Raw genomic sequence first — 22,857 nt, 5'->3', positions numbered from 1 at the left:
CGCGATCGCCCAATGCAGTGCATCCCGGCGATCGCCCTGCGACCTGCACGCCGACGATCACTTTTTCCTGGAGGGTTCTCCATGGACGCACTGCTGTTATCGCGGATCCAGTTCGGATTCGTCATCGCGTTCCACGTCTTGTTTCCGGCATTCACCATCGGGCTTTCCAGCCTGCTGGCGTTTCTGGAATGGCGCTGGCTGCGCACCCGCCTGCCGGTCTGGCGCGAGCTGTATTTTTTCTGGCAGAAGATCTTTGCGGTGTCCTTCGGCATGGGCGTGGTCAGCGGCATCGTGATGGCCTTCCAGTTCGGGGCCAACTGGCCGGAATTGAGCCGCGTGGCCGGTGGCGTGATCGGGCCACTGCTGAGCTATGAAGTACTCACCGCGTTCTTTCTGGAAGCCAGTTTCCTGGGCGTGATAATGTTCGGCTGGGGTCGCATTTCCGAGCGCCTGCATTTCCTGGCCACCTGCATGGTGGCGCTGGGCACGCTGTTTTCCACGTTCTGGATCCTGTCGTCCAACAGCTGGTTGCAGACCCCGGCCGGTTATGAGGTCAGCGGCGGCGTGGTGCATCCGGTGGACTGGTTGCAGATCATCTTCAACCCCTCGTTCCCGTATCGGCTTGCGCACATGGCGCTGGGCTCGTTCATCACCACCTGCTTCGTGGTGGGTGCCGTGGGCGCGTGGTATCTGCATCGTGGCGTGCACCGCCAGGCAGGGCTGCGCATGCTCAGGCTGGCCGTGGTGTTTGCCGCAATCGCCGTACCGCTGCAGATCGTCGTCGGCGACATGCACGGCTTGAACACGCTCAAGCATCAGCCGATGAAGATCGCGGCGATGGAAGCGCACTGGCATGCCGAAAAGCCGGGCGAGGGGTTCCCGCTGGTGGTGTTTGCGTTGCCCAACGCGCAGGCCGAGCGTAACGACTATGAGGTGGCGATTCCGCGCCTGGGCAGCCTGATCCTGACCCATCGCCCGGATGGCAGCATTGCGCCGCTGACGTCGGTGCCTGCAAGCGAGCGCCCACCGGTGACGCCGGTGTTCTTCGCCTTCCGCATCATGGTGGGGATCGGCTCAATGATGCTGCTCGTGGCCTGGGTGTCTGCGTTCGCGTTGTGGCGCGGCAAGCTGGTGCAGTGGCGCTGGTTGCTGGCGGTGTGGCGCTGGATGTTGCCGAGCGGCTTCATCGCGCTGGTTTCGGGCTGGGTCGTCACCGAAATCGGCCGTCAGCCCTATGTGGTCTACGGCTTGTTGCGCACCGCCGACGCGGTGGGCCCGCAGTCTGCGCTGATGACCGCCATCTCGCTGGCGGTGTATGTCGCCGGCTATGCGTTCGTGTTCGGCTGGGGCATCTGGTATCTGGTCAAGATCGGCAAGATCGGACCGACACCGCATGATGCGCCGCAGCTGGATCATGGGGTAATCCCCCCGCCCATTAGCAGACGCCAGAAGTGGAATTTTCTCGTCCCCTTTCCCGAGGAGGTTCCATGAAGAAGTCCCGCTTTACCGACAGCCAGATCATCGCCGTGCTCAAGCAGGCCCAGGCCGGTGCGCCCGTGCCGGAGCTGTGCCGCGAGCACGGCATCAGCTCGGCCACGTTCTACAAGTGGCGCAGCAAGTTCGGCGGCATGGACGTGTCCATGGTCGCGCGCATGAAGGAGCTGGAGGAGGAGAACCGCCGGCTCAAGAAGATGTACGCCGAGGCGCAGCTCAGTACCGACCTGCTGAAGGAAGCGCTCGCAAAAAAATGGTGAGGCCATCTCAGCGACGCGAGATGGCCCAATCGGCGGTCACGAGCGGGCGCACGAACATCCGCCACGCCTGCCAGACCTTCGCGGTGAGCCAGACCTGCTTCCGCTACCAGGCCAAGGCCAGCGAGGAGAACGCCCGGATCGCCGACTGGCTGATCCGCCTGACGACCGCCCATCGCGACTGGGGCTTTGGCCTGTGCTACCTGTACCTGCGCAACGTGAAGGGCTTTGGCTGGAATCACAAGCGGGTCTACCGGATCTACCGCGAGCTGGAGTTGAACCTGCGGATCAAGCCGAGGAAGCGGCTGGTGCGTGAGCGGCCCGAGCCTCTGGTGGTGCCGGAGGCTATCAACCAGGTCTGGTCGATGGACTTCATGCACGACCAGTTGGCCGACGGCCGCAGCTTCCGGCTGTTCAATGTGCTCGACGACTTCAATCGCGAGGGGCTGGGGATCGAGGTCGACCTGTCGCTGCCGTCAGCCCGGGTGATCCGATCGCTGGAGCAGATCATCGAGTGGCGCGGCAAGCCCGCCGTGATCCGCTGCGACAACGGCCCTGAATACATCAGTGGCGCGTTGCTGTCCTGGGCGCAGCGGCATGGCATCCGGGTCGAGCACATCCAGCCGGGCAAGCCACAGCAGAACGCCTACGTTGAACGCTACAACCGCACCATCCGCTACGCTTGGCTCGCCCAAACCCTGTTCGACACCATCGACCAGGTGCAGGACAAAGCCACCCGCTGGCTATGGACGTACAACCACGAGCGTCCGAATATGGCGCTCGGCGGCATCACGCCTGCCATGAAGTTGGCGATGGCCGCTTAGCTCCACTTCTGGCGACCGCTAGAAGTGGGGGGATTACCATGGCGAGCACACGCCCGCACGCCCGCTGTCGGCGGCCGACGAATCGATCGACGGAGCTGCATGATGGAGATGACGAGCATATTGCCGGTGGCGTGGTTTGCGGTGATCGGCTTCGGGGTGCTGATGTACGTCGTGCTGGACGGCTTCGTGCTTGGCATCGGCATCCTGGCGCCGTTCCGCAAGGACGAAGCGCAGCTGGATCTGATGATGAATACCGCCGCGCCGATCTGGGACGGTAACGAAACCTGGCTGGTGCTCGGCGGGGCAGGGCTGCTGGCCGCATTTCCCAAGGCGTATGCGGTGATCCTGTCGGCGCTGTATCTGCCGGTGCTGTTGATGGTGATGGCCTTGGTGTTCCGCGGCGTGGCGTTCGAATTCCGTTTCAAGGCGCATCGATCGCGGCGCTTGTGGAGTAATGCGTTTGCCGCCGGTTCGATCCTGGCCACCTTCGCGCAGGGCGTGATCCTGGGCGCCCTGGTGCAGGGTCTGCAGATCGAGAACGACCGCTATGTCGGCGGCATCTGGGCCTCGTTCAGCCCGTTCGCGATGCTGACGGGCGCCGCCTTGGTGTTCGGCTATGCGCTGCTCGGCAGTACCTGGCTGATTCTCAAGACAGAAGGCCATGTGCAGCAGTTGGCGCGGCAGTTGAGCCGACCGTTGACCATCAGTGTGTTGATCTTCATCGGCCTGGTCAGTGCCTGGCTGCCTTCGCTGCAGTCGCATGTGATGGAGCGCTGGTTCAGTGGCACGCACTACCTGTGGCTGATGCCGGTGCCGCTGCTGGTGGCCATCGTGGGGGTTGCGCTGTGGCGTGCGAGCGAGGCCGCGCGCTCGGATGCGCTGCCATTCCTGCTGGCGATGGGCCTGTTCGTGCTGGGCTTCGTGGGCCTGGTGCTGGGCATGTGGCCGTATCTGGTGCCGCCGGTCTACACCCTCTGGCAGGCTGCCGCACCGCCGTCTTCGCAGCTGTTCGCGATGGTCGGTCTGGTCGCCTTGCTGCCGCTGATCCTGGGCTACACGGTGTGGTCGTACCGCGTGTTTCGCGGCAAGGTCACTGCGGACAATGGGTATCACCACTGATGGCAGATGCGGCGTCATGGCGCTGCATCGCCCGTCAGCGCAGGCGCTGCCTGAACATCCATTCCCACATCGCCGGGTCCGCATAGGTCGCGTCCCAGGCGTTGTGGTTGCCTTCCGGGTATTCGCTGTAACGCACATTGGCGCCCACGCCTTTCGCAGCGCGGTACAACGCGCGGTCGTCGTGCGGCGGTACCGAGTCGTCCTTGGCGCCATGGAACATCCAGATCGGCACGTGCTTGAGTTGTGTCACTGCCGCGGTGTACGGGTCCGCTTCCTTCGCCACCAGGCTCACGTACAAGGTGCGGCGCTCATCGCGCGGTGCCTTGAGCGCGCCGCAGATCGGCACGATCGCCGCAAACCGGCGCGGCTGCATCAGCCCGATTTCCCAGGCGCCATAGCCGCCCATCGAAATACCGGTGAGGTAGGTGCGCTGCGGGTCGGCACCGAACTCGGCGCTGGCCGCATCCAGCGCCGCGATCGCCATGCGCGCATTGATGCCCATCCACTCCTCGTCCTCGGGCACTTGCGGCAGCACGACAAGTGCGGGGAAGTCGGCAGTGTGTTCGCTCAAGTACGGGCCCACGCCGACTTCGGCCTGGTCGCGCCCGTTATCGCCGCGCTCGCCCGAGCCATGCAGGAACAGCACGATGGGCCACGGCTGCGGCACCTTGGACGCCGGCACGAACACTTGATAGCGGTACAGGCGCCCGTCCAGTTTCAACGTGCGGGTGACGAAGTGGCCGCGGCGTTCGTCATGGTGGCGCTCAGCCATGCTGGAACAGCCGGCCAGCAATAGCGCAAAGGCAATGACAACAAGACAACGACGAATCACGCAGCTCTCCCGACCGATCACATGGGTGCAGTATTACCGCATGCCGGTGCGCTGGCGTGTCGAGGCGCGGCGATTCCTGTCGAATATTCATCTGCTTGTCGTCATCGCGTGCATCACACGCGCTAGGCCAGGTACCGCAGGTCAGGGCAGCAGTATCAACGTGGCCAGGCCCAGGAAGCTCAAAAAGCCCATCACGTCGGTCAAGGTGGTCAGGATTACGCCACCGGCCAATGCCGGATCGAAGCCCAACCGTTTCAGCGTCACCGGCACCAGCACTCCGCCGAAGGCGGCAGTGAGCATGTTCACCGTCAACGCGGTGCCGATCACCAGCGACAGCATCGGTTGCCGGAACCAGGCCAGCACGATCAAGCCAAGCCCGATGCCCAGGCACAGCCCGTTGATCAGCGCGACAGTGAGCTCTTTCTTGAGCAAGGTCATCACGTTGGACGAGCCGATCTGGCCCAGTGCCAGACCGCGCACCATTAGTGCCAGCACCTGGGTGCCGGCATTGCCGCCCATGCCGGCAACGATCGGCATCAGCGCCGCAAGCGCCACCAGTTTTTCGATGGTGCCTTCGAACCTGCTGACCACGCTGGACGCCAGAAACGCGGTGCACAGATTGATGCTCAGCCAGATCAGGCGGCGCCGGAATGCGCGCCGTGCCGGGCTGAACATGTCTTCGTCTTCGTCCAGACCGGCCGCGCTCATGGCCTGGTGCTCGGCCTGCTCGCGGATGATGTCGACCACGTCGTCGATGGTGATGCGGCCGAGCAGGATGTTGTTGTCGTCCACCACCGGCGCGGAGATCCAGTCGTGGTCGGAGAAGCGCCGCGCCACTTCGTCCGAACCGTCGCCGACATCGATGGCCGGTTGCTCGTCGTCGATCAGCCGGTTGACCGGCGTACTGTCTTCGTGGGTGACCAGCGCCGCCAGCGACACACGGCCCAGGTATTGGTGGCGCCGGCTCACCACGTACAGGTGATCGGTGTGGTCGGGCAGCTCGCCGCGCAGGCGCAGATAGCGCAGCACCACATCCACGTTGACGTCGGCGCGCACGGTGACCACGTCCGGGTTCATCAGACGCCCGGCGGTGTCTTCCGGATACGACAGCACCTGCTCGAGCCGCTCGCGGTTTTCGCGGTCCATCGACTTGAGCACTTCATCGATGACGGTATCGGGCAGGTCTTCGACCAGGTTGGCCAGATCGTCGATGTCCAGGTCTTCGACCGCAGCCACGATCTCGTCCGGGTCCATGTCGGCCAGCAGGCTTTCGCGCACTTCGTCGCCGACGTGCAGCAGCACCTCGCCATCGTCTTCCGGATCGACCAGCCCCCACACCACTTCGCGCTTGCCGGGCGGCAGCGATTCGAGCAGGTTGCCGATTTCCGCCGGCGCCAGCGTATTGACCAACCGGCGTACCGGCCCGAGGCGTCCGCTATCCAGCGCGTCGGACAGCAGGCGTAGCTGGCGCGCGGTTTTGTCGTGGCGGACGGCTTCGGCCATGCGCGGCTTCCCGGAAGAGTGGACGCGCCATCAGTCAAGGACGCGGTGCTGGGTCAGCAAGGCATTATCGCTTGCGCATGGTGACGAAACATACAGGGGCGTGCCGGATGCGTGCGGATTGCCGAAGTGATGCCGAATGCGACTTGAATTGGTGCGTCTATTGCGCGGGAGTCCGCCGCATCGGACCAACGACGTGAGGCGTGCGCAAGCTGCTACGCGTGGCCAACCCTTCGTATCGCTGCGTGCGCGGGGGCGAAGTTGCCTGAAGTACGCCGACACGCACAGCGGTTCCGGCTTGAATGGACTGTTAGGGCTTACCTCAGCAGCACGTATCGCAACAGCATCACAGCCGTAATCAGCATCACGCGGTCAACCCTTTGGGCAGTCTGTTGCCGTCGCAATGGGGTAAAGAGGATGTCTTGTCGCCGCTCGATGCGGCATGAGCGAAAATGGACTTGGTTGACGGTTGCCATGATGCGCTGATCATCGGTACAGCCATCCTCGGGTGGCACCCCACTGTCGCTTTTGAGCTTGAGCTTGTACTCGATCTCGTTGAGCTCGGCCCACTGGTCCCATGGTGATTTTTGAGTTGTCATGAGGTCTCTGTGAGACCTAACCGTCGCCTGTGGCGTTAACGCAACACGGTCTGCGCATGGCCGGCCAGCCATTTCTCGATGCCCTTGCGATCGCGGGCGCGCAGCAATTTTTCGCCGTGCACGCGCAACTCGCCCAGGTGGGCGTCGCGCACCGCGCGGCGCACTTCCAGCAGTGTGGCCGGATGCAGGCTGAACTCGGTGAGCCCCAATGCCAGCAGCATCGGTACGAAGCGCGGATCGCCGGCGATTTCGCCGCACACCGCGACCGGCTTGCCACAGGTGCGTCCGGTGGCGATGACATGGGCGATCAGTCGGAGGACGGCGGGATGCAGGGGGGAATACAGCTCGCCCAACGCCTCGTTGTTGCGATCCACCGCCAGCAGGTACTGCACCAGGTCGTTGGTGCCGATGGACAGGAAATCGATATCGTCGATGAAGCAGTCCAGCGCCAATGCCGCCGCCGGTACCTCGATCATCGCGCCCAGCGGAATGTGCTCGGCGATCTCGTGGCCTTCGGCGCGCAGCTGCGCGGTGAGCTTCCTCAACTGCTTGCGCAGCTGCAGGATTTCTTCGCGGCCGCTGACCATCGGCACCAGGATGCGCACCGGCCCATAGCCGGACGCACGCAGGATCGCGCGCAATTGCGCCTGTGCCACCGCCGGCCGCGCCAGCGACAGGCGCACCCCGCGCAGGCCCAGCGCCGGGTTGTCCTCATCGCTCAAGGTCAGGCCGGTGCGGTCGGCCTTGTCGGCGCCAAGGTCCAGGGTGCGGATGGTGACCGGGCGGCCGCTCATGCCCAGCACGGTGTCGCGGTAGGTGTGGAACTGTTCGTCTTCGTCCGGCAGTTCGTTGCGCTGCAGGAACAGGAATTCGGTGCGGTACAAGCCCAGGCCGCTGGCGCCGAGCGCATGCGCGTTGGCTACGTCTTCCAGCGATTCGGCGTTGGCCAGCAGGGTGATGTCGACGTTGTCGCGCGTACGGGTAGGCTTGGAGCGCAGCCGGCCCAGCTCGCGTTGTTCCTTGGCCAGCGCACGCAGGCGCTCGCGGTAGTCGCGCAGATGTTCGGGCTTGGGGTCGACGATCACCTGGCCCGAGCCGGCATCGACAATCAACACATCGCCATCTTCGATGCGCTGCAGCGCGTCGCCGACGCCCACCACCAACGGTAGGTGCAGGCTGCGCGCCAGGATCGCGCTGTGCGACAGCGTGCTGCCGGCGGTGGTGACGATGCCGACCACGCCTTGTGCCTGCAACTGCGCCAGCTCGGAAGGTGCCACGTTGTCGCACACCAGGATCTCGCCCGCCACACCCTTGAGGTCGGGGGCGCGCTTGTGCAAGAACGCATGGATGCGACCGATCACGTGATCCAGATCGTCCATGCGGCTCTTGAGATATGCATCCTCCATCCCGTCGAACACTGCCGCCAGACGGTCGCGCTGCACACGCAAGGCATAGTCGGCGCTGTAGCGGTGGGTGCGGATCAGCTCATCCAGGCCTTTCAGCAGCTCGGGGTCATCGAGCAGCAATGCATGCAGCTCGAGAAATTCGCCAACCTCGCGCGCCAGTGCGCCGTGCAGGCGATCGCGCAGCTGCTGCATCTCGACCCGTGCCGAGGCGATGGCTGCATGCAGGCGCTGCAGCTGCGTTTCCACCTGATTGGCGGGCACGCGTTGTTCGGCCACTTCCAGGGTATGGCTCTGGCGTACGCGTGCGCGGCCAAGCGCGTTGCCGCGTGCAGCGCCATGTCCGCGCAGGCGCAGGCTCATGCGCGTCCCTGGCGCAGCGGCGCCGTGTCGGTCGCAACGGCACCGACGCCGCGCATGCTCAGCTGTCCTCGTCGAAACGGCGCTCGAACAGGTCCACCAGCGCCTGCAAGGCCTCGGCTTCGTCTTCGCCATCCAGCCGCACCACCACGCTGGTGCCTTGGCCTGCGGCCAGCAACATCACGCCCATGATGCTTTTGGCATTCACCTCGCGTCCCTTGGCCGCCAGGGTGGCGTTGCTGCGATACGACGACAACGTCTGCACCAGCTTGGCGGTGGCCCGCGCATGCAGTCCGAGTCGGTTGGAAACTATGAGTTCGCGTTCAAGCATCGTCGATGATCGCTCCGTTGCGGGTACCGGCCGCCGCAGTGGCGGGCAGCTCCTGCAATCCTTGTTCGGGGTAGTTCATCACGCGCAGCAGCATCGGCAGGCTCAGTGCGGACACCCGGCGAACCGGTGTGCCCAGCTTGGCCAGACGGTTGGCCAGATTGCTGGGGCTGGCGCCGTACAGGTCGGTCATGACCAGCACGCCGTCGCCGCTGTCGACCCGGCGCATCGCCGACGATGCCTGGGGCAGCAACGCGTCCAGGTCTGCATCGAAGGGCACCTCGAATGCTTCGGTCTTCAACGGCAATTGCCGCAACAGCCCCGTCGCCACGTTCAACAACGCCGCGCCGATGCCGGGATGAGTAATGAGGAGAATGCCACAGGCCATGTCGAAACGTTAACAGGTCAGCATGACTGCGCGATAGCGTCTGCCTGCACAGATGCGTTGCGAACTGAATAGCCGTTTAGGACCGCGGCAGCGACGCGGCGGCAGCATGTGTCGCCATCGTGCGCTGCGTGCGTGGCGCCGATCCATGGCTTATGCGGCGTCGGCAGTGCGCCCGCATCGTAAGCGAGCGCTGCTGTTTCCCTGCGGCGAGCAGGGGCATATAGCCATGCGTGACGGAATACCACGACGCATTGGTGGTGACGGCGACAGCGTGTTGGCCGTGGAGCGTTGCATGGCGCGTCGACCGAGAACGCCAAGCGGCTTTCGGGGACGTCGGCGAGCCAGTTGCACCAGCTACAGCGTCGTCGGCCTGCGCAGCGTCCGCCACACGCCAGCCAGCGCGCAAGCACTTCAACCTAAGAATAAGGCCAGCGAGCGTCTCGTCCTCAACGTAGGTACAGCACGCTCACCTCGCAGGATGCCGCTGCAACGATTCCCGATTCCCCAATCCCCAATCCCCAATCCCCAATCCCCAATCCCCAATCCCCAATCCCCAATCCCAGCCCTTCAGTCCTGCTCGCGATGAAATGTCGCCACTTCCGGCCAGCCTTGTTCGCGCGCATGTCGGGCCATGCGTTCGGCCATATACACCGAGCGGTGCTTGCCGCCTGTGCAACCGAAGGCGATGGTCACGTAGCTGCGGGTGTCGTTGCGCAGCCGCGGCAGCCAGGTGTCGAGCAGGTCCACGATCTGCGCGCTGTAACGCTGCACGTCGGCCTCGTTGTCCAGATAGTCGCGCACGCCGGCATCGCGGCCGGTCAGCGGACGCAGCTCCGGATCCCAGTGCGGATTGGGCAGCACACGCGCATCGAACACGAAGTCGGCTTCGGCCGGCACGCCGCGCTTGTAGGCAAACGATTCGAACAGCAGCGACAGCCGATCATGGGAACCAAGCGCGAACTCGGTGACCACGCGGCGGCGCAATTGATGCACGTTGAGGGTGCTGGTGTCGATGACGGCATCGGCCTGCGTGCGCAAGGGTTCGGTCAACTGGCGCTCGCGGGTGATCGCTTCCGGCAATGCCAGGCCAAGATGGCTGAGCGGGTGGCGGCGACGGGTATCGGCATACCGCTTGATCAACGCCTCGTCGCTGGCCTCGAAAAACAGCAGCCGCGCCTCGATGCCGTATTCCTGCGCGGCCTGGCGCCACTGCGCCAACTGGGTCAGGTCGCTGCGGCTGCGCACATCGATGCCCACCGCCAGGCGCTGGTCGCCGATCGGGTTGCCACGCAGGCGGCTTTTGACGAAGTCCGGCAGCAGTTCCACCGGCAGGTTGTCCGAGCAGTAGTAATCCAGGTCTTCGAAGGTCTTCAGCGCGACCGATTTGCCCGAGCCGGACAGCCCGCTCACGATCATCAGCGTGGAGGGCGCGATACTCATGGCGTGCGTCGCTCCAGCAGGTTGCTATGGCGGGCGATGAACATCGCGGCCGGGTCGATGCCCTTGGTGCGCAGGATATGCAGCCGGGTCGCCGCTTCGGTCAGCACGGCCAGGTTGCGGCCGGGCATCACCGGCAGGGTGATCAGCGGCACATCCAGGTCCAGCACATGGCGGCTGCCGGAGTCGCCGGTCAGACGCTCGTAGCCGGACGGCGTGGGCTCGGTCATCGGCCGGGTCAGGTGCACGATCAGGCGCAGGTACTTGTTCTTTTTTACCGCGGTGTCGCCGAACATGTCGCGCACGTTCAACACGCCGAGGCCGCGCACTTCCAGCAAATCCTGGAGCAATTCGGGGCAGGTACCGTCGAGCACGTCGGGAGCGATCTGGGTGAACTCGGGCGCATCGTCGGCCACCAGCCGGTGGCCGCGGCTGAGCAGTTCCAGGGCCAGCTCGCTCTTGCCCGAGCCGGCTTCGCCGGTGATCAGCACGCCGATCGAGTAGATCTCCATGAACACGCCATGCAGCGTGACCCGTGGCGCCAGCGTGCGCGCCAGATGGTAGGAAAGGTGGTTGAGCAGTTCGTGGCCGCGCTTGGACGAGATCCACAGCGGCGTATTGGATTCGTCGGCCGCCGCACGCAGATCTTCCGGGCATGACTGGTTCTTGCTGATCGCCAGCGCCAGCGGTTGCACCTGGATGATCTTTTCGATGGTTTCCCAGCGCTGGCGCGCATCCAGCGAGTCCAGCCAGGCCAGTTCCTCGGTGCCCAGGATCTGCACCTTGTTGGGATAGATCACATTGAGGTAGCCGGCCAGCGACGGGCGCCGCGCGTTGTTGCTGCCGGCCTGGATCTCGCGATGCTCGCCCTTGGGACCGGCAACCCAGCGCAGGGCCAGCTTGTCGCGCTGCTGGTCGAACAGTTCGCGTGCGGTGATGCTGGTATTCATGCCGCGCTCGCCTGCGTGGGCGGCACGTCGGCGAGCAGCGCCATCAGGGCATCGGCATTGGGTGCAGCGCGCAGGTTGCGACGGAAGTCGGCATCGGAGAATCGTTCGGCCAGCTCGGACAGCAGCATCAGGTGCTGGTGGGTGTAGTGCGCCGGTACGGCCATGGCAAAGACCAGGTCCACCGGCTCGTCGCCGCCGAAGGAGACCGGCGTGGCCAGCCGCAGCAAGGCCCCGCGTGGCTCGGTGAGGTTGGGGCAGCGTCCATGCGGAATGGCGATACCATGGCCAATGGCGGTACTGCCCAGGGCCTCGCGCTCGCACAGGTTGGCGTAGAGCTCGTCGGCGCCGGCCTGACGACAGGAGAGCAGGTCGGCGGCGGCATGCAGGACGGTGTCGCGATCGGCGGCCGGCGACACCAGGGTGCGCACGGCCGCCATCAGATCGGTTAAGGGCATGAGGGCATCAAGCGGGAAGCGTCACGCAGGATTGTCGCGCACCTCGCGGGCGTGGTGGTTACATTTCTTCTCTTTGTGCTTCAGGACCAGGCGGTCGAGCTTGTCGACCAGCAGGTCGATGGCCGCATACATGGTGGAGCCGCTGGCATCTGCGTGCAGGGTGCGACCGGGCAGGTTGACGGTGGCGACCACGTGGTGGTCCGGCTTGCGGACGGCCAGCTGCGTTCGGACTTCGCAGTGCTGGTCGAAATGGCGCTGCAGTCGCTGCAGCTTGCTTGCCACGTACTCCCGCAGAGCGGGGGTCACTTCAAGCTGGTGGCCATACGTCTCGATACGCATCGGATACCTCCATTGGTCGGTGGGCCAATGAACCGTTCCGGTGATCCGACAAACCCGGCACAGGCCGGCGTTGCGGTGGTTGCAACGTCAGGCGATGCGCACGCGTTCGTGGGAGGCGGAAATGTTCATGGCCTCACGATACTTCGCAACGGTGCGCCGCGCCACTGGTACGCCGGATGTTTTCAGCAGGTCGGCCAGTTTGGCGTCGGAGAGCGGTTTGCGCGGGTTTTCCGCATCGATCAGGCGCCGGATCATGGCCTGGATGGCGGTGCTGGAGGCCTCGCCGCCGCTGTCGGTGTCGATGCCGGAGGCGAAGAACGCGCGCAGCGCGATGGTCCCGCGCGGGGTGCGCACGTATTTGCGGGCGATCGCGCGGGAAATGGTGGATTCGTGCAGCCCGAGCTCGCCTGCGATTTCGCGCAGCGTCAACGGGCGCAAGGCCTGCGCGCCGAACTCCAGGAACCCGGCCTGGTGTTCCAGCAGGCAGCGCACCACCCGCAGCAGGGTCTCGCCGCGCGCCTCCAGGCTCTTGAGCAACCAGCGTGCCTCCTGCAACTGGCCGCGCAGGTAGCCGGCGTCGGACTCGCCGCAACTGCGGATCAGGTTCTCGTAGCCGCGGTGGATGGTGACCTTGGGCTGCGCGCGGCCGGCCAGCGCGGTCCGCCAGACCCCGCGCTGGCGCCAGATCACGCAGTCGGGCACGACATAGGTGTCCTGTGACAGGTCGCCGACCTGTTTGCCTGGGCGCGGGTCCAGCGAGCGCACCAGCTGCACCGCCTGTTCCACATCGGCAGTGGAGCGCTTGAGCTCGTGCGCCAGCCCGGTCACGCCGCTGCGCGGCAGCCGTTCCAGCGGGCCGGCAACGATCTGCAGCGCCAGCTCCCGGCCAGGCGTGTCCGCATCGAGCACCCCCAGCTGCAACGCCAGGCATTCGCCCAGGGAGCGCGCGCCCACGCCCACCGGGTCGAAGCGTTGGATCTGATGCAGGACGGTGAGCACATCGGCCTCGTCGACCGCTGCGCCCAGCGCCAGGGTTTCGAGAATGGCCGACAGCGGTTCGCGCAGGTAGCCGTCTTCGTCGAGCGCGTCGATCAGCATCGCGCCGATCTGGCGGTCGCGCGGCGACAGCGGCGACAGATGCAGCTGCCACAAGAGGTGGTCGGCCAGTGTTTCGGATTCGGCCACGCGCTCTGCGGCATCGCCGGACTCGTCGTCGTCGAAGCTGCCGCCGCTGCCCGAGCCGGTCCACTGCAGTTCGTCCTGCGCCCAATCCTCGTCGCGCTCGGCAGGCGCGACTTCTTCGCGCTGAGGTGCTTCGGCGGACGCGGACGGCGAGGCGTCCACCGCGATGTCGCTGGCCGCATGCGCGGCTTCGTCGGCCCACTCCAGCAGCGGATTGGTTTCAACGGCCTCGGCGATTTCCACTTCCAGCTCGGTGGTGGACATCTGCAATAGCTTGATCGCCTGACGCAGTTGCGGCGTCATGACCAACTGCTGTCCTAGCGATGTCTGGAGCCGGGCTTTCATGCGGGCACTGACTGGAAAAAGCGTTGGCGCGGCGACGCGCTCAAAGGCGGAAAGTTTCCCCCAGATACACGCGACGGACGTCGGGATTGGCTAGCAGCGTGTCCGGTGCCCCCTGCGCCAGCACGCCCCCCTCGGCGAGGATATACGCGCGGTCGCAGATTCCCAAGGTCTCGCGCACGTTGTGGTCGGTGATCAGGACACCGATGCCGCGCTCCTTGAGGTGGATGATGATGCGCTGGATCTCGCCGACCGAAATCGGGTCCACGCCGGCGAAGGGTTCGTCCAGCAGCATCATGCGCGGCTTGGCCGCCAGCGCACGTGCGATCTCGCAACGGCGTCGCTCGCCGCCGGAGAGGCTGGCGCCGAGTTGATCGGCCACGTGGGTGATCTGCAACTCTTCCAGCAGCGAGACCAGTTCTTTCTCACGGCCGGCGTTGTCGAGTTCCTCGCGCAGCTCCAGCACCAGGCGGATGTTGTCGGCCACGGTGAGCTTGCGGAAGATCGAGGGTTCCTGCGGCAGGTAGCCGACGCCCAGCTTGGCGCGTGCGTACATCGGCTCGGCAGTGAGGTCGCGGCCGTCCAATTCGATCCGGCCGGCATCGGCTTCGACCAGACCCACGATCATGTAGAAGCACGTCGTCTTGCCGGCACCGTTGGGGCCGAGCAGGCCCACCACCTCGCCGGCCTCGAGCGTGAGGCCGAACTCCTTGACCACTTCGCGTTGCTTGTACTTCTTGCGCAGACCGGTGGCGACCAGCATTACTTCTTCCCCTGCGGCTTGGCAGCGGGCTTGGCGGCTGCCGGGGCGGGGTTGGTCGCCGGTGCGGCAGCAGGCGCCGCTGCTCCCGGAGCTGCGGTCTTGGGCTGGATGATGGTGCGCACGCGGCTACCGTCGCCGCCGCTCTGCATGTTGCCGGTCTTGGTGTTGTAGACCATGCGCTGGCCGGCGTTGGTGCCCTTGGGCGAATCGACCTTGTAATTGCCGGTGAGGATGATGATTTCGTCGGCGACCTTGTATTCGATGTTGTCGGCCTGGCCGTGCATCATCGCGCCGTCGTCCATCTCCTGCTTGAGCGTGGCCTGTTTGCCGTTGAGCACCACGCGATCGGTCTGGCCGTTCTTCTGGAAGATATCGGCGGTGTCGGCGTGGATTTCAAGCGTGCCCTGGGTGATCACCACATTGCCGCTGAAACGGCACTTGCCGCTGTCGTCGAGCATGTTGCAATCGTTGGCATTGGAGTCGATCGCCATCGGCTGGTTGCGATCGCTGGTCTTGGCCATTGCCATCGCAGGCAGCAGCAGTGCGGCAAACGCCAGTTTAGCGGGCAGCATTCGGTTCATAGCGGGTCTTGACCTGAGAGAGGAGCTTGTACTGGCGTGATTTGAGGTCGGCTTCGAAGCCGACGCCGCTCTGCATGATACCCGGGCGGGTCATGGTCACTGGCGCGTCGGTCTTGGCGATGTTCTGCTGCGGGAACACGTCCAGGCTTTGGGTGCGGAACGTGGTTGGCGGAGTGGCGCCGCCGGTGGGGCTATCGCCCTCGACATCGCCGCGCAGGCGCAGCTGGGTGCCGTCCGGGTTGACCCACCCGGTCTTGGAGCGCAGGGTCCACGGCAGGTTGGCGTTGTCGGGCATCAGGAACACCGGCGTGGTGATGTCGGCGGTCTGGTCGGCCCGGTTGCGATGCATCTCCGGTGCGCGCAGCGTCATCGATTCCTTGCCGCTCTGCTTGTCCAGGGCGATCAACTCGAAGTCGCGCAGGATGTAGTCGGCGCCGGACTCCTGCACGGCCGCGGCGGCCGGGCGCGCGCGCTGCTTCCAGGCCGACCAGCCGGAGACGACGGCGGCGACGAACAGCACCACGCCCAGGGTGGTGCGCCAGTTCCAATTCATGCCGAGAACCCTTCGATGATGCGTTCGACCTGGCCTTGTGCGGCCAGCACCACATCGCAGACTTCGCGCGCGGCGCCTTCGCCGCCACGGGCGCGGGTATGCCACTGCACGCGCTCGGCGATCCAAGGGTGCGCGTTGGCCGGCGCCACCGGCAGGCCGACTGCGAGCAGGGCGGGCAGGTCGGGGAGGTCATCGCCCATGAACAGCACCTGGTCCAGCGACAGGCCGTGCTCCTGGCACAGTGCCAGCACCGCCAGGCGCTTGTTCTTGACCCCGATCTGCACATGCAGGCCCAGATCCTGGCCGCGCTTTTCCGCCGACAGGCTGGCGCGCGCAGTGATCAGCGCGACATGGATGCCAGCGTGATCGAGCTGCTTGAGACCCTGGCCATCGAGCACATTGAACGCCTTGCTCTCGTGACCGGCGTGGTCGTAGTACAGGCGGCCGTCGGTCAGCGTGCCGTCGACGTCGAAACAGGCCAGGCGGACGCGCGCGGCGCGCTCGATCAGCTCGGCGGGAAGGTGCTGCAAAGGGGAATAGGGCATCGGCACGAATCGGTGAGAACGGGGTCCGGCGGTTGAAAACTGAACCTGTTAAACCACCTTGGCGCGCAACAGGTCGTGAATGTTCAATGCACCCACCGCGCGGTGCTGCGCATCCACCACGATCAGACCGTTGATCTTGTAGTCCTCCATCAGCCGCGCGGCCTCGGCGGCCAGCTGGTCGGCGCCGATGGTGCGCGGGTTGCGCGTCATCACCTGCGCGATGCCGGCGCTGCGCACGTCGATGTCGCTGTCCAGCGCACGGCGCAGGTCGCCGTCGGTGAACAGGCCGATCAGACGGTCGTCGGCGTCCACCACAGCGGTCATGCCCAGCCGCTTGCGGCTCATTTCCATCAACGCCTCGCTCAGGCTGGCGTCTTCGCGCACACGCGGCAGGTCCTCGCCGGCGTGCATCACATCGGTGATGTGCAGCAGCAAGCGCCGGCCCAGGCTGCCGGCCGGGTGCGAGCGGGCGAAGTCGTCGGCGGTAAAGCCGCGCGCATCCAGCAGCGCAACCGCCAGCGCGTCGCCCATCGCCAGCGAGGCGGTGGTGCTGGAGGTGGGGGCCAGGTGCAGCGGGCAGGCCTCGGCGGAGACGCTGACGTCCAGGTGCACGTCGGCGGCCTGGGCCAGGGTGGAACTTGCGCGCCCGGTCATGGCGATGATCGGGTTGCCCTGGCGCTTGAGCACCGGCAGCAGCATGCGCACTTCGTCCGATTCCCCGGAGTACGACAGCGCCAGCACGATGTCGGCCTCGGTGATCATGCCCAGGTCGCCGTGTCCGGCTTCGCCCGGGTGCACGAAGAAGGCCGGAGTGCCGGTCGAGGCGAGGGTGGCGGCGATCTTGCGCGCCACATGGCCGGACTTGCCCATGCCGGTGGCGACCACCCGTCCGCGCGAGGCCAGCACCAGCCGGCAGGCCGCGGCGAACTCGCTGCCGATGCGTGCGCCCACGCTGGCCAGCGCCTCGCGCTCGATCTCCAGCACGCGCTGGCCGCTGGCGACCAGGCTGGCGTCGCTGACGGTGGCGGAGGGCAAGTGCGAGACAGCCATGCAGGACTCGGGTGAAGAGTAGAATGTGCGCTCATTTTATGAGGAAACGCCCTTTGGACGCCGAAACCATCCGTAAACTCATCGAATCCGGCTTGCCCGAAGCCCGCGTCGACGTGCACGGCGACGACGGCGTGCACTTCGAGGCCACCGTGGTCAGCCCGGCCTTTGCCGGCAAGGCCCCGCTGGCGCGGCATCGTATGGTTTACGCCACCCTGGGCGATCTGATGGGCGGGGCGATCCATGCGCTGCAGCTGAAGACCCTGACGCCCGACGAAGGCTGAGCGCCGCCGCCGCGCTCGCCATCAGGCGGGCTGGGCCGAATGCGGTGCAGGGCAGGGGCGGTAAGCGGTATGCACCTGCATCCCTCGGCTGGTGTCGTCCACGCTCACGCAGTCACGGTATCCAGCGCGTCCCGGGCCGTACCCGGCGCCGCTTGCCCCCGATTCCACCGCGTGCCGCGTGTACCACGGTCGACACGTCCCTCTCCTCATTCCCACGACATCCCTTTTACTTTCGGATTTCTCAGATTCCCATGGCAAAAATCGTAGTGACCGGCGGCCAAGCGCTGCATGGCGAAGTCAATATTTCCGGTGCCAAGAACGCAGTGCTGCCGATCCTGTGCGCCACCCTGCTGGCCGATGCGCCGGTGGAAATCAGCAACGTGCCGCACCTGCACGACGTGATCACCACGGTGAAGCTGCTCAGCGAGCTGGGTGCCGAGGTCACCATCGACGAAGGCACGCTGGCCAAGGGCCGCTCGATCCTGGTCGACCCGCGCTCGGTCACGCACCAGGTCGCGCCCTATGAGTTGGTCAAGACCATGCGCGCCTCGATCCTGGTGCTTGGCCCCCTGCTGGCGCGCTACGGCACTGCCGAAGTGTCGCTGCCCGGCGGCTGCGCGATCGGCTCGCGCCCGGTGGACCAGCACATCAAGGGCCTGCAGGCGCTGGGCGCCGAGATCAGCGTGGAGAACGGCTACATCAAGGCCACCAGCAACGGGCGCCTGAAGGGCGGCCGCTACGTGTTCGACATGGTCAGCGTCACCGGCACCGAGAACGTGCTGATGGCCGCCGTGCTCGCCGAGGGCACCACGGTGCTGGAAAATGCGGCGATGGAGCCGGAAGTCACCGACCTGGCCGACTGCCTGATCGCACTCGGTGCGCAGATCGAAGGCGCCGGCACCCCACGCATCGTGGTGCAGGGCGTCGAGCGCCTGGGCGGCGGGCACCACGCGGTGTTGCCCGACCGCATCGAAACCGGCACCTTCCTGGTCGCCGCGGCGATGACCGGCGGCAGCGTCACCGTGCGCCGCGCGCGTCCGGAAACGCTCGATGCGGTGCTGGACAAGCTGACCGAGGCTGGCGCCACCATCACCACCACCGCCGACAGCATCACGCTGGACATGCAGGGCAAGCGTCCGCGCGCAGTCAGCCTGACCACCGCGCCGTACCCGGCGTTTCCCACCGACATGCAGGCGCAATTCATGGCGCTCAACTGCGTAGCCGATGGCGTGGGCGTGATCAACGAAACCATCTTCGAAAACCGCTTCATGCACGTCAACGAGCTGCTGCGCCTGGGCGCGGATATCCAGGTCGAAGGCCATACCGCCATCGTGCGCGGTGCCGAGCGCCTGAGTGGCGCGCCGGTGATGGCGACCGACCTGCGCGCGTCGGCATCGCTGATCCTGGCGGGCCTGGTCGCCGATGGCGACACCACCATCGATCGCATCTACCACCTGGACCGTGGCTACGAAAACATCGAGGAGAAGCTGCGGGCGCTGGGCGCGACCATCCAGCGCACCGCATGATCCTGCGCGGCCGTTTCACCACCCGGCGCAAGATCCTGCTCGGCGTGATCGTGCTGATCCTGGCGTGGCTGGCCTATGCCTGGAGCGTGGGCATGGCCATCACCCAGGGCGTGGAGTTCAAGGACATGGACTGGAACAACGACGGCACTGCCAGTCGCGAAGAGATCGCGCAGTCGTTCTATGCAGTGGCGGTGAAGAAGACCGTCGAAGGCAAGCGCCATTGCGACCTGTTCTATTGGCGCAAGAACGACCAGCAGATTCGCGTGGATTGCCGCACGGTGTTCATGACCGGCGATGACAAGGCGGCTGGCAAGCCCTGAGAGGTCGTCGCTCGGTTTGGCGCTCCGATCGGTGTGTGGAGAGCGGCTGAGCTGCGGCTTGGCTGCAGGGTGCGCCCGCCCACCATCACGGGACACGCTGCAAGTACGTACATGTCAGCGCTCTGGCGGCATCCATGCCGCCAAAGGTCCCGCGACGGTGAGCGGGCAAGGACCAGTCGCGACGGTCGGCGTGCAGAGTTTCGACCGAGCAACATTCAGTGCTCTGGCGTGGCTTCTTGGTTCTTCAATCCAGGCACGTAAGGTGGTTGACGTGGTGTCCTCACCCTGCCTTTAAACCGCCGTTGCTGCTCCCGCTTTCAACAAAGCGGCCCGCGAACTGCCTGGTGCGGTGTCCTCGCTGCTTGCGGGACCGTGTGGCGGCATGGATGCCGCCACCGAGCCTCCACGGACGGATTCACGGCGTGTCCCGCGAGCGGTGAGGGCACCGCGCACTCAGTTCACCACGCTTTGAACCGCGATTGGCAGATTGCCTGTCCAATAGCGGTACCCAGCAGTGCACCGCAGCGCATGCTGGGCACGCTCGGTCAGGCACAAAACGCTCAGCGCAGCGACTTGATGGTCAGATCCAGCGCGTCCTGGCCCTTTTCCTTTTGCAACAGGCGCGCCGGGACCGGCAGGTCCTTGACCACCCACGCAATCAATTCCTTGTCGCCATCCACGCGCGAGACCTTGGTGGCCTGCTCCTGCTTGCCGTTGACGGTGATGGTTTCCTTGCCGACCACCTTGTAGCTCATCGGCTTGATACGGCCTTCGTCCACCATGCGGTAGTTCAGCGGCTTGCCGGCGGCCAGGTCACGGGTGATCGCCAGGTTGATCAGCAGCGCATCCATGTCGCCGGGCTGCAGTTTCACCGGGCCGCGGCGGTCCGGCTTGATGTCGCCGCCCCAGGTCGCCTGACTGGTCTTCCAGTCGTAGTTGGCGGTGACGTTACGGCGCTTGACCATCATCGACGAGGTGTCGTTGCTGCTGACCGGGCGCAGTTGGCCATTGGCTTCTTCGAACACCGTGCTCTGGGTCAGGTTGGCCAGCTGGTTCTGGATGGTCAGCGTATAGCGCCACTGGTTGGCGCCGGCAGCGGCCAGGGTCATAGTGCCGTTGGCCTGCATGCCCATGTAGTTGGCCGAGTAGTCGGCCTGGAACGGTTGCATGGCAAATGCGGGCACGCTGGACATCGCCAATGCGGCGGCAGCGATCACGGCGCTGGTACGGGAGAAGATTTTCATCGCTTAGGCTCCTTGGTATTCGACCAGGCGCAGATCGATCTGATCCTCACCTTTGTCACGTTGCAGGATGCGCACCGGAGTGGGGACCCCGTTGGCGATCCAGAGGATGGTTTCGTTGTCGCCGCTGTTGACGCGGTATACGCGCAACGCGTCGTAGCTCAGATCGCCCACCTGCACCACTTCGGTGGCATCGGCAGCGCGGTAGTCGTATTTGCGCACCTTGCCCACGTCGACGTAGCGATAGCTGAGGCTGCGCCCGGGCTGCGCGTCGCGCATCAGCGACAGGTTCAGCGACAACGCGCTCTGGTCGCCGTGCTGCAGGGGAATCGGCTGCTGGCGATCTTCCTTCAGATCGCCGTTCCATTGCGCTGTGCCGGCCTGCCAGTTGTAGACGCCAGTGACCTTCTTGCCGAAGAACACCGCCTTGCGCACGGTGCTCTGGCTCAGCGGCACATACGTGTCGCCATCCACGCGGAACACCGTGCTCTGCTCCAGGTTCAGGCCCAGGATGCTGGCGAAGCCCTTGCGGCCACGCACCGACATGTCGATGCGCCACTGGCTACCCTCGCCGTGACTGACCTGCATGGTGGCATCGCCCGCTTCCTTGCCACGATAGAAAGCTTGATAGGTCGCCACGAACGGCTCCAACGGCGGCGGCGTCCAGGTGCTGGCGGGCAGGGCAACGGGCGGCGTCGGCGCGGTGACCGGAGTCGTGACCGGGGCGGGCGCCGCTGGCACAGGCGCGGCGGGCGCTTGTTGCGCACGGCCGGGGCCGGCCTCGGCAAGCAAGGCAACAGTTAACAGCGCGGCGGCGATCGGGATGACGTTCATGCGCTGGTCGCGGGCACGGAGGCCGCAAGGATGTCCGGAACGGGATGAGGGGAATGTCTTCCGCATTCAGGCGAGCGCGGTGTTTGCGGACTCTAGTCGCAGTGGCGTAAACAGGCACTGACCGTCGATAAGCACACTGTCGCCGTGCACCGCGACGCGGCCACTGGCAAGCAGCTCCAGCGTGGCCAGGAGCAGCGGGTGCTCGCGCGCCAGCACCCGTGCGGCCAGCTGCTCGGCGCTGTCGCCGGGCAGGACCGGCACACGCGCCTGCGCGATCACGGCGCCGGCATCCAGCTCCGGCACCACCAGGTGCACGCTGGCACCATGCTCCGCATCACCGGCTTCCAACGCGCGTGCATGGGTGTGGAGTCCGCGGTATTTGGGCAGCAGCGACGGGTGGATGTTGAGCATGCGCCCGGCGAAACGGCGCACCAGCGGCTCGCCCAGGATGCGCATGTAGCCGGCGCAGATCACCCAGTCCGGCTGCACGGCGGCGATAGCATCGCCCAGCGCGGCATCGAAGGCAGCGCGGTCGGCGAAATCGCGCGGGCTGGCGCTCCAGCGCAGCGCTTGCTCGACCTTGTGCAGGGCCGGCGCCTGCGGCCGATCGGAGAACACCCCGACCACCTCGGCATGCAGGCGCCCGCTGGCGATCGCATCCAGGATGGCCTGCAGGTTGCTGCCGCGCCCGGATGCCAGCACGGCCAGGCGCAATGGGGCGTCAGGTGCGTGCATTGGATAACGTCCTCACAACGGGGTAGGCCGCCAGGCTGCCAAGGGTGGCCAGCAGCATGTCGGTATGCGCATCCCAGAGGTCGCCCTGCTGGCCGTTGTAGGCTTCGGCCGCCTGCGGCGACAGCAGCAGCGCGATGCCCCATTCGAACCATTCGTAGACCAGGCTGACGCACATGATGGTCATCGCCGTCAGCACGAACGCTTGCCGAAGCGTCAGGCGTGGCCACCGCTGCATCGCCAGCTGCGCAATGGCTGGTGTGAAGCACAGCCCGAACAGCAGATGGATCAGCCGATCGAAATGATTGCGTGTCCAGCCGAACGTGGCGCTGGGCGACCAGTGCAGCAGCTGCAGGCTCCATTGCTCATAGGGCACGTTGGAATACAGCCAGCGTGCGCCAATGCAGTGCATGGCGATGAACGCGCAGATGGCCACGAATGCACCCGTGCCCAGCGGCCAGCGACGGTCGGCCCACACCAGCGCAAGCAGCCCCAGCACCGTCAACGAACTGTGCAGTGCCTGTTCCACCGGCCACAGCGGCGAGATCCAGCTCACCGAAAAGACCGCAACCGTGATGAGCAATGCCGCCAGCTTGGGACGGCGCAACGCCGATGTGCTCAC

26 protein-coding genes are annotated in these 22,857 nt (G+C 65.6%); 6 read left to right on the top strand and 20 right to left on the bottom strand.

From position 1 onward, the window contains the following. Positions 1-81: 81 nt before the first annotated feature. The 3 genes from ACCQ00_RS14795 to cydB all read left to right on the top strand — a co-directional run bounded on the left by ACCQ00_RS14795 (position 82) and on the right by cydB (position 3,694). Positions 82-1,491: a cytochrome ubiquinol oxidase subunit I gene (locus ACCQ00_RS14795; protein WP_046831165.1), complete on the top strand. Its 1,410-nt coding sequence runs from the start codon at positions 82-84 to the stop codon at positions 1,489-1,491. Further along, positions 1,488-2,575 (top strand): IS3 family transposase gene (locus tag ACCQ00_RS14790; protein ID WP_503290372.1). Its coding sequence is split into 2 segments (ribosomal slippage): positions 1,488-1,740 and positions 1,740-2,575, totalling 1,089 coding nucleotides; the frame shifts between segments, so codons are not numbered across the junction. The genes ACCQ00_RS14795 and ACCQ00_RS14790 overlap by 4 nt, the downstream gene beginning before the upstream one ends. A 102-nt stretch (positions 2,576-2,677) precedes the next feature. After that, positions 2,678-3,694 (top strand): cytochrome d ubiquinol oxidase subunit II, encoded by a 1,017-nt coding sequence (cydB, locus tag ACCQ00_RS14785; RefSeq protein WP_039572808.1) that lies wholly within the window; start codon positions 2,678-2,680, stop codon positions 3,692-3,694. A gap of 34 nt (positions 3,695-3,728) precedes the next feature. On the opposite strand, the gene ACCQ00_RS14780 is transcribed toward cydB, so the two are convergent. From ACCQ00_RS14780 to ACCQ00_RS14705, 16 genes are all read right to left on the bottom strand, one after another. Next, the gene (locus ACCQ00_RS14780; RefSeq protein WP_007964325.1) at positions 3,729-4,466 is read right to left on the bottom strand and encodes a carboxylesterase family protein; all 738 of its coding nucleotides are present in this window, start codon (positions 4,464-4,466) and stop codon (positions 3,729-3,731) included. Between the two features lie 201 nt (positions 4,467-4,667). Then, positions 4,668-6,029 (bottom strand): magnesium transporter, encoded by a 1,362-nt coding sequence (mgtE, locus tag ACCQ00_RS14775; protein WP_039584287.1) that lies wholly within the window; start codon positions 6,027-6,029, stop codon positions 4,668-4,670. Positions 6,030-6,343: 314 nt separating this feature from the next. Further along, positions 6,344-6,697: a hypothetical protein gene (locus ACCQ00_RS14770; RefSeq protein ID WP_046736080.1), complete on the bottom strand. Its 354-nt coding sequence runs from the start codon at positions 6,695-6,697 to the stop codon at positions 6,344-6,346. Then, positions 6,661-8,391 (bottom strand): phosphoenolpyruvate--protein phosphotransferase, encoded by a 1,731-nt coding sequence (ptsP, locus tag ACCQ00_RS14765; RefSeq protein WP_039584286.1) that lies wholly within the window; start codon positions 8,389-8,391, stop codon positions 6,661-6,663. The genes ACCQ00_RS14770 and ptsP overlap by 37 nt, the downstream gene beginning before the upstream one ends. 58 nt (positions 8,392-8,449) lie before the next feature. Continuing rightward, on the bottom strand, positions 8,450-8,719 hold the full coding sequence (locus ACCQ00_RS14760; RefSeq protein ID WP_005913389.1) for an HPr family phosphocarrier protein: 270 nt from the start codon (positions 8,717-8,719) through the stop codon (positions 8,450-8,452). After that, positions 8,712-9,104 (bottom strand): PTS sugar transporter subunit IIA, encoded by a 393-nt coding sequence (locus ACCQ00_RS14755; protein ID WP_017154797.1) that lies wholly within the window; start codon positions 9,102-9,104, stop codon positions 8,712-8,714. Before ACCQ00_RS14755 ends, ACCQ00_RS14760 begins: the two co-directional genes overlap by 8 nt. Positions 9,105-9,671: 567 nt before the next feature. After that, positions 9,672-10,544: an RNase adapter RapZ gene (gene rapZ, locus ACCQ00_RS14750; RefSeq protein WP_017157715.1), complete on the bottom strand. Its 873-nt coding sequence runs from the start codon at positions 10,542-10,544 to the stop codon at positions 9,672-9,674. Beyond that, the gene (gene hprK / locus ACCQ00_RS14745) at positions 10,541-11,491 is read right to left on the bottom strand and encodes an HPr(Ser) kinase/phosphatase (protein WP_003487845.1); all 951 of its coding nucleotides are present in this window, start codon (positions 11,489-11,491) and stop codon (positions 10,541-10,543) included. The genes rapZ and hprK overlap by 4 nt, the downstream gene beginning before the upstream one ends. Beyond that, entirely contained in the window at positions 11,488-11,946 is a 459-nt protein-coding gene (locus ACCQ00_RS14740; protein ID WP_017157714.1) for a PTS sugar transporter subunit IIA, read from the bottom strand. The genes hprK and ACCQ00_RS14740 overlap by 4 nt, the downstream gene beginning before the upstream one ends. 21 nt (positions 11,947-11,967) lie before the next feature. Beyond that, positions 11,968-12,285: a ribosome hibernation-promoting factor, HPF/YfiA family gene (gene hpf / locus ACCQ00_RS14735; RefSeq protein WP_005913379.1), complete on the bottom strand. Its 318-nt coding sequence runs from the start codon at positions 12,283-12,285 to the stop codon at positions 11,968-11,970. 87 nt (positions 12,286-12,372) lie between these two features. Further along, positions 12,373-13,812, bottom strand: coding sequence for an RNA polymerase factor sigma-54 (locus ACCQ00_RS14730; protein ID WP_039583616.1), 1,440 nt, complete (start codon positions 13,810-13,812; stop codon positions 12,373-12,375). Between the two features lie 40 nt (positions 13,813-13,852). Beyond that, positions 13,853-14,572, bottom strand: coding sequence for an LPS export ABC transporter ATP-binding protein (lptB, locus tag ACCQ00_RS14725; protein WP_008572666.1), 720 nt, complete (start codon positions 14,570-14,572; stop codon positions 13,853-13,855). Then, positions 14,572-15,153: a lipopolysaccharide transport periplasmic protein LptA gene (gene lptA, locus ACCQ00_RS14720; protein WP_080948769.1), complete on the bottom strand. Its 582-nt coding sequence runs from the start codon at positions 15,151-15,153 to the stop codon at positions 14,572-14,574. The genes lptB and lptA overlap by 1 nt, the downstream gene beginning before the upstream one ends. After that, positions 15,131-15,706, bottom strand: a complete 576-nt coding sequence (lptC, locus tag ACCQ00_RS14715; RefSeq protein WP_017157711.1) for an LPS export ABC transporter periplasmic protein LptC — start codon at positions 15,704-15,706, stop codon at positions 15,131-15,133. Before lptC ends, lptA begins: the two co-directional genes overlap by 23 nt. After that, entirely contained in the window at positions 15,703-16,251 is a 549-nt protein-coding gene (locus ACCQ00_RS14710; protein ID WP_007964352.1) for a KdsC family phosphatase, read from the bottom strand. The genes lptC and ACCQ00_RS14710 overlap by 4 nt, the downstream gene beginning before the upstream one ends. Positions 16,252-16,299: 48 nt before the next feature. Further along, the gene (locus tag ACCQ00_RS14705; RefSeq protein WP_039572763.1) at positions 16,300-17,301 is read right to left on the bottom strand and encodes a KpsF/GutQ family sugar-phosphate isomerase; all 1,002 of its coding nucleotides are present in this window, start codon (positions 17,299-17,301) and stop codon (positions 16,300-16,302) included. Positions 17,302-17,354: 53 nt separating this feature from the next. On the opposite strand from ACCQ00_RS14705, the gene ACCQ00_RS14700 reads away from it, so the two are divergent. From ACCQ00_RS14700 to ACCQ00_RS14690, 3 genes are all read left to right on the top strand, one after another. After that, a complete protein-coding gene (locus ACCQ00_RS14700; RefSeq protein WP_017157709.1) occupies positions 17,355-17,582 on the top strand; it encodes a BolA family protein in 228 nt (75 codons plus the stop codon). A gap of 251 nt (positions 17,583-17,833) precedes the next feature. Further along, on the top strand, positions 17,834-19,108 hold the full coding sequence (murA, locus tag ACCQ00_RS14695) for a UDP-N-acetylglucosamine 1-carboxyvinyltransferase (RefSeq protein WP_039583618.1): 1,275 nt from the start codon (positions 17,834-17,836) through the stop codon (positions 19,106-19,108). Next, the gene (locus tag ACCQ00_RS14690; RefSeq protein ID WP_017157707.1) at positions 19,105-19,428 is read left to right on the top strand and encodes a hypothetical protein; all 324 of its coding nucleotides are present in this window, start codon (positions 19,105-19,107) and stop codon (positions 19,426-19,428) included. Before murA ends, ACCQ00_RS14690 begins: the two co-directional genes overlap by 4 nt. A 560-nt stretch (positions 19,429-19,988) precedes the next feature. On the opposite strand, the gene ACCQ00_RS14685 is transcribed toward ACCQ00_RS14690, so the two are convergent. The 4 genes from ACCQ00_RS14685 to ACCQ00_RS14670 all read right to left on the bottom strand — a co-directional run bounded on the left by ACCQ00_RS14685 (position 19,989) and on the right by ACCQ00_RS14670 (position 22,842). Further along, positions 19,989-20,672: a DUF3108 domain-containing protein gene (locus ACCQ00_RS14685; protein WP_039572766.1), complete on the bottom strand. Its 684-nt coding sequence runs from the start codon at positions 20,670-20,672 to the stop codon at positions 19,989-19,991. 3 nt (positions 20,673-20,675) lie between these two features. Continuing rightward, positions 20,676-21,503 carry a DUF3108 domain-containing protein gene (locus tag ACCQ00_RS14680; RefSeq protein WP_039572769.1) on the bottom strand — a complete coding sequence of 276 codons (828 nt, stop codon included), beginning with the start codon at positions 21,501-21,503 and terminating at the stop codon, positions 20,676-20,678. Between the two features lie 66 nt (positions 21,504-21,569). Further along, positions 21,570-22,238 carry a phosphoribosylglycinamide formyltransferase gene (gene purN / locus ACCQ00_RS14675; RefSeq protein WP_039572771.1) on the bottom strand — a complete coding sequence of 223 codons (669 nt, stop codon included), beginning with the start codon at positions 22,236-22,238 and terminating at the stop codon, positions 21,570-21,572. Then, the gene (locus tag ACCQ00_RS14670) at positions 22,225-22,842 is read right to left on the bottom strand and encodes a DUF2238 domain-containing protein (RefSeq protein WP_039572812.1); all 618 of its coding nucleotides are present in this window, start codon (positions 22,840-22,842) and stop codon (positions 22,225-22,227) included. Before ACCQ00_RS14670 ends, purN begins: the two co-directional genes overlap by 14 nt. Positions 22,843-22,857: the final 15 nt, after the last annotated feature.

The sequence above is a fragment of the Xanthomonas sp. NCPPB 3761 genome, assembly GCF_041475705.2.
Lineage (GTDB): Bacteria > Pseudomonadota > Gammaproteobacteria > Xanthomonadales > Xanthomonadaceae > Xanthomonas > Xanthomonas phaseoli.
The sequence above is the reverse complement of the archived record's forward strand: the minus strand, read 5'-3'. Positions and strand labels throughout refer to the sequence as shown.

What these genes read in the sequence shown, in the direction of transcription:
- ACCQ00_RS14795 (WP_046831165.1), top strand. Translation starts at nt 82, where the DNA reads ATGGACGCACTGCTGTTATCGCGGATCCAGTTCGGATTCGTCATCGCG.
- cydB (WP_039572808.1), top strand. Translation starts at nt 2,678, where the DNA reads ATGGAGATGACGAGCATATTGCCGGTGGCGTGGTTTGCGGTGATCGGC.
- ACCQ00_RS14780 (WP_007964325.1), bottom strand. Translation starts at nt 4,466, where the DNA reads ATGGCTGAGCGCCACCATGACGAACGCCGCGGCCACTTCGTCACCCGC.
- mgtE (WP_039584287.1), bottom strand. Translation starts at nt 6,029, where the DNA reads ATGGCCGAAGCCGTCCGCCACGACAAAACCGCGCGCCAGCTACGCCTG.
- ACCQ00_RS14770 (WP_046736080.1), bottom strand. Translation starts at nt 6,697, where the DNA reads ATGGCTGGCCGGCCATGCGCAGACCGTGTTGCGTTAACGCCACAGGCG.
- ptsP (WP_039584286.1), bottom strand. Translation starts at nt 8,391, where the DNA reads ATGAGCCTGCGCCTGCGCGGACATGGCGCTGCACGCGGCAACGCGCTT.
- ACCQ00_RS14760 (WP_005913389.1), bottom strand. Translation starts at nt 8,719, where the DNA reads ATGCTTGAACGCGAACTCATAGTTTCCAACCGACTCGGACTGCATGCG.
- ACCQ00_RS14755 (WP_017154797.1), bottom strand. Translation starts at nt 9,104, where the DNA reads ATGGCCTGTGGCATTCTCCTCATTACTCATCCCGGCATCGGCGCGGCG.
- rapZ (WP_017157715.1), bottom strand. Translation starts at nt 10,544, where the DNA reads ATGAGTATCGCGCCCTCCACGCTGATGATCGTGAGCGGGCTGTCCGGC.
- hprK (WP_003487845.1), bottom strand. Translation starts at nt 11,491, where the DNA reads ATGAATACCAGCATCACCGCACGCGAACTGTTCGACCAGCAGCGCGAC.
- ACCQ00_RS14740 (WP_017157714.1), bottom strand. Translation starts at nt 11,946, where the DNA reads ATGCCCTTAACCGATCTGATGGCGGCCGTGCGCACCCTGGTGTCGCCG.
- hpf (WP_005913379.1), bottom strand. Translation starts at nt 12,285, where the DNA reads ATGCGTATCGAGACGTATGGCCACCAGCTTGAAGTGACCCCCGCTCTG.
- ACCQ00_RS14730 (WP_039583616.1), bottom strand. Translation starts at nt 13,812, where the DNA reads ATGAAAGCCCGGCTCCAGACATCGCTAGGACAGCAGTTGGTCATGACG.
- lptB (WP_008572666.1), bottom strand. Translation starts at nt 14,572, where the DNA reads ATGCTGGTCGCCACCGGTCTGCGCAAGAAGTACAAGCAACGCGAAGTG.
- lptA (WP_080948769.1), bottom strand. Translation starts at nt 15,153, where the DNA reads ATGAACCGAATGCTGCCCGCTAAACTGGCGTTTGCCGCACTGCTGCTG.
- lptC (WP_017157711.1), bottom strand. Translation starts at nt 15,706, where the DNA reads ATGAATTGGAACTGGCGCACCACCCTGGGCGTGGTGCTGTTCGTCGCC.
- ACCQ00_RS14710 (WP_007964352.1), bottom strand. Translation starts at nt 16,251, where the DNA reads ATGCCCTATTCCCCTTTGCAGCACCTTCCCGCCGAGCTGATCGAGCGC.
- ACCQ00_RS14705 (WP_039572763.1), bottom strand. Translation starts at nt 17,301, where the DNA reads ATGGCTGTCTCGCACTTGCCCTCCGCCACCGTCAGCGACGCCAGCCTG.
- murA (WP_039583618.1), top strand. Translation starts at nt 17,834, where the DNA reads ATGGCAAAAATCGTAGTGACCGGCGGCCAAGCGCTGCATGGCGAAGTC.
- ACCQ00_RS14690 (WP_017157707.1), top strand. Translation starts at nt 19,105, where the DNA reads ATGATCCTGCGCGGCCGTTTCACCACCCGGCGCAAGATCCTGCTCGGC.
- ACCQ00_RS14685 (WP_039572766.1), bottom strand. Translation starts at nt 20,672, where the DNA reads ATGAAAATCTTCTCCCGTACCAGCGCCGTGATCGCTGCCGCCGCATTG.
- ACCQ00_RS14680 (WP_039572769.1), bottom strand. Translation starts at nt 21,503, where the DNA reads ATGAACGTCATCCCGATCGCCGCCGCGCTGTTAACTGTTGCCTTGCTT.
- purN (WP_039572771.1), bottom strand. Translation starts at nt 22,238, where the DNA reads ATGCACGCACCTGACGCCCCATTGCGCCTGGCCGTGCTGGCATCCGGG.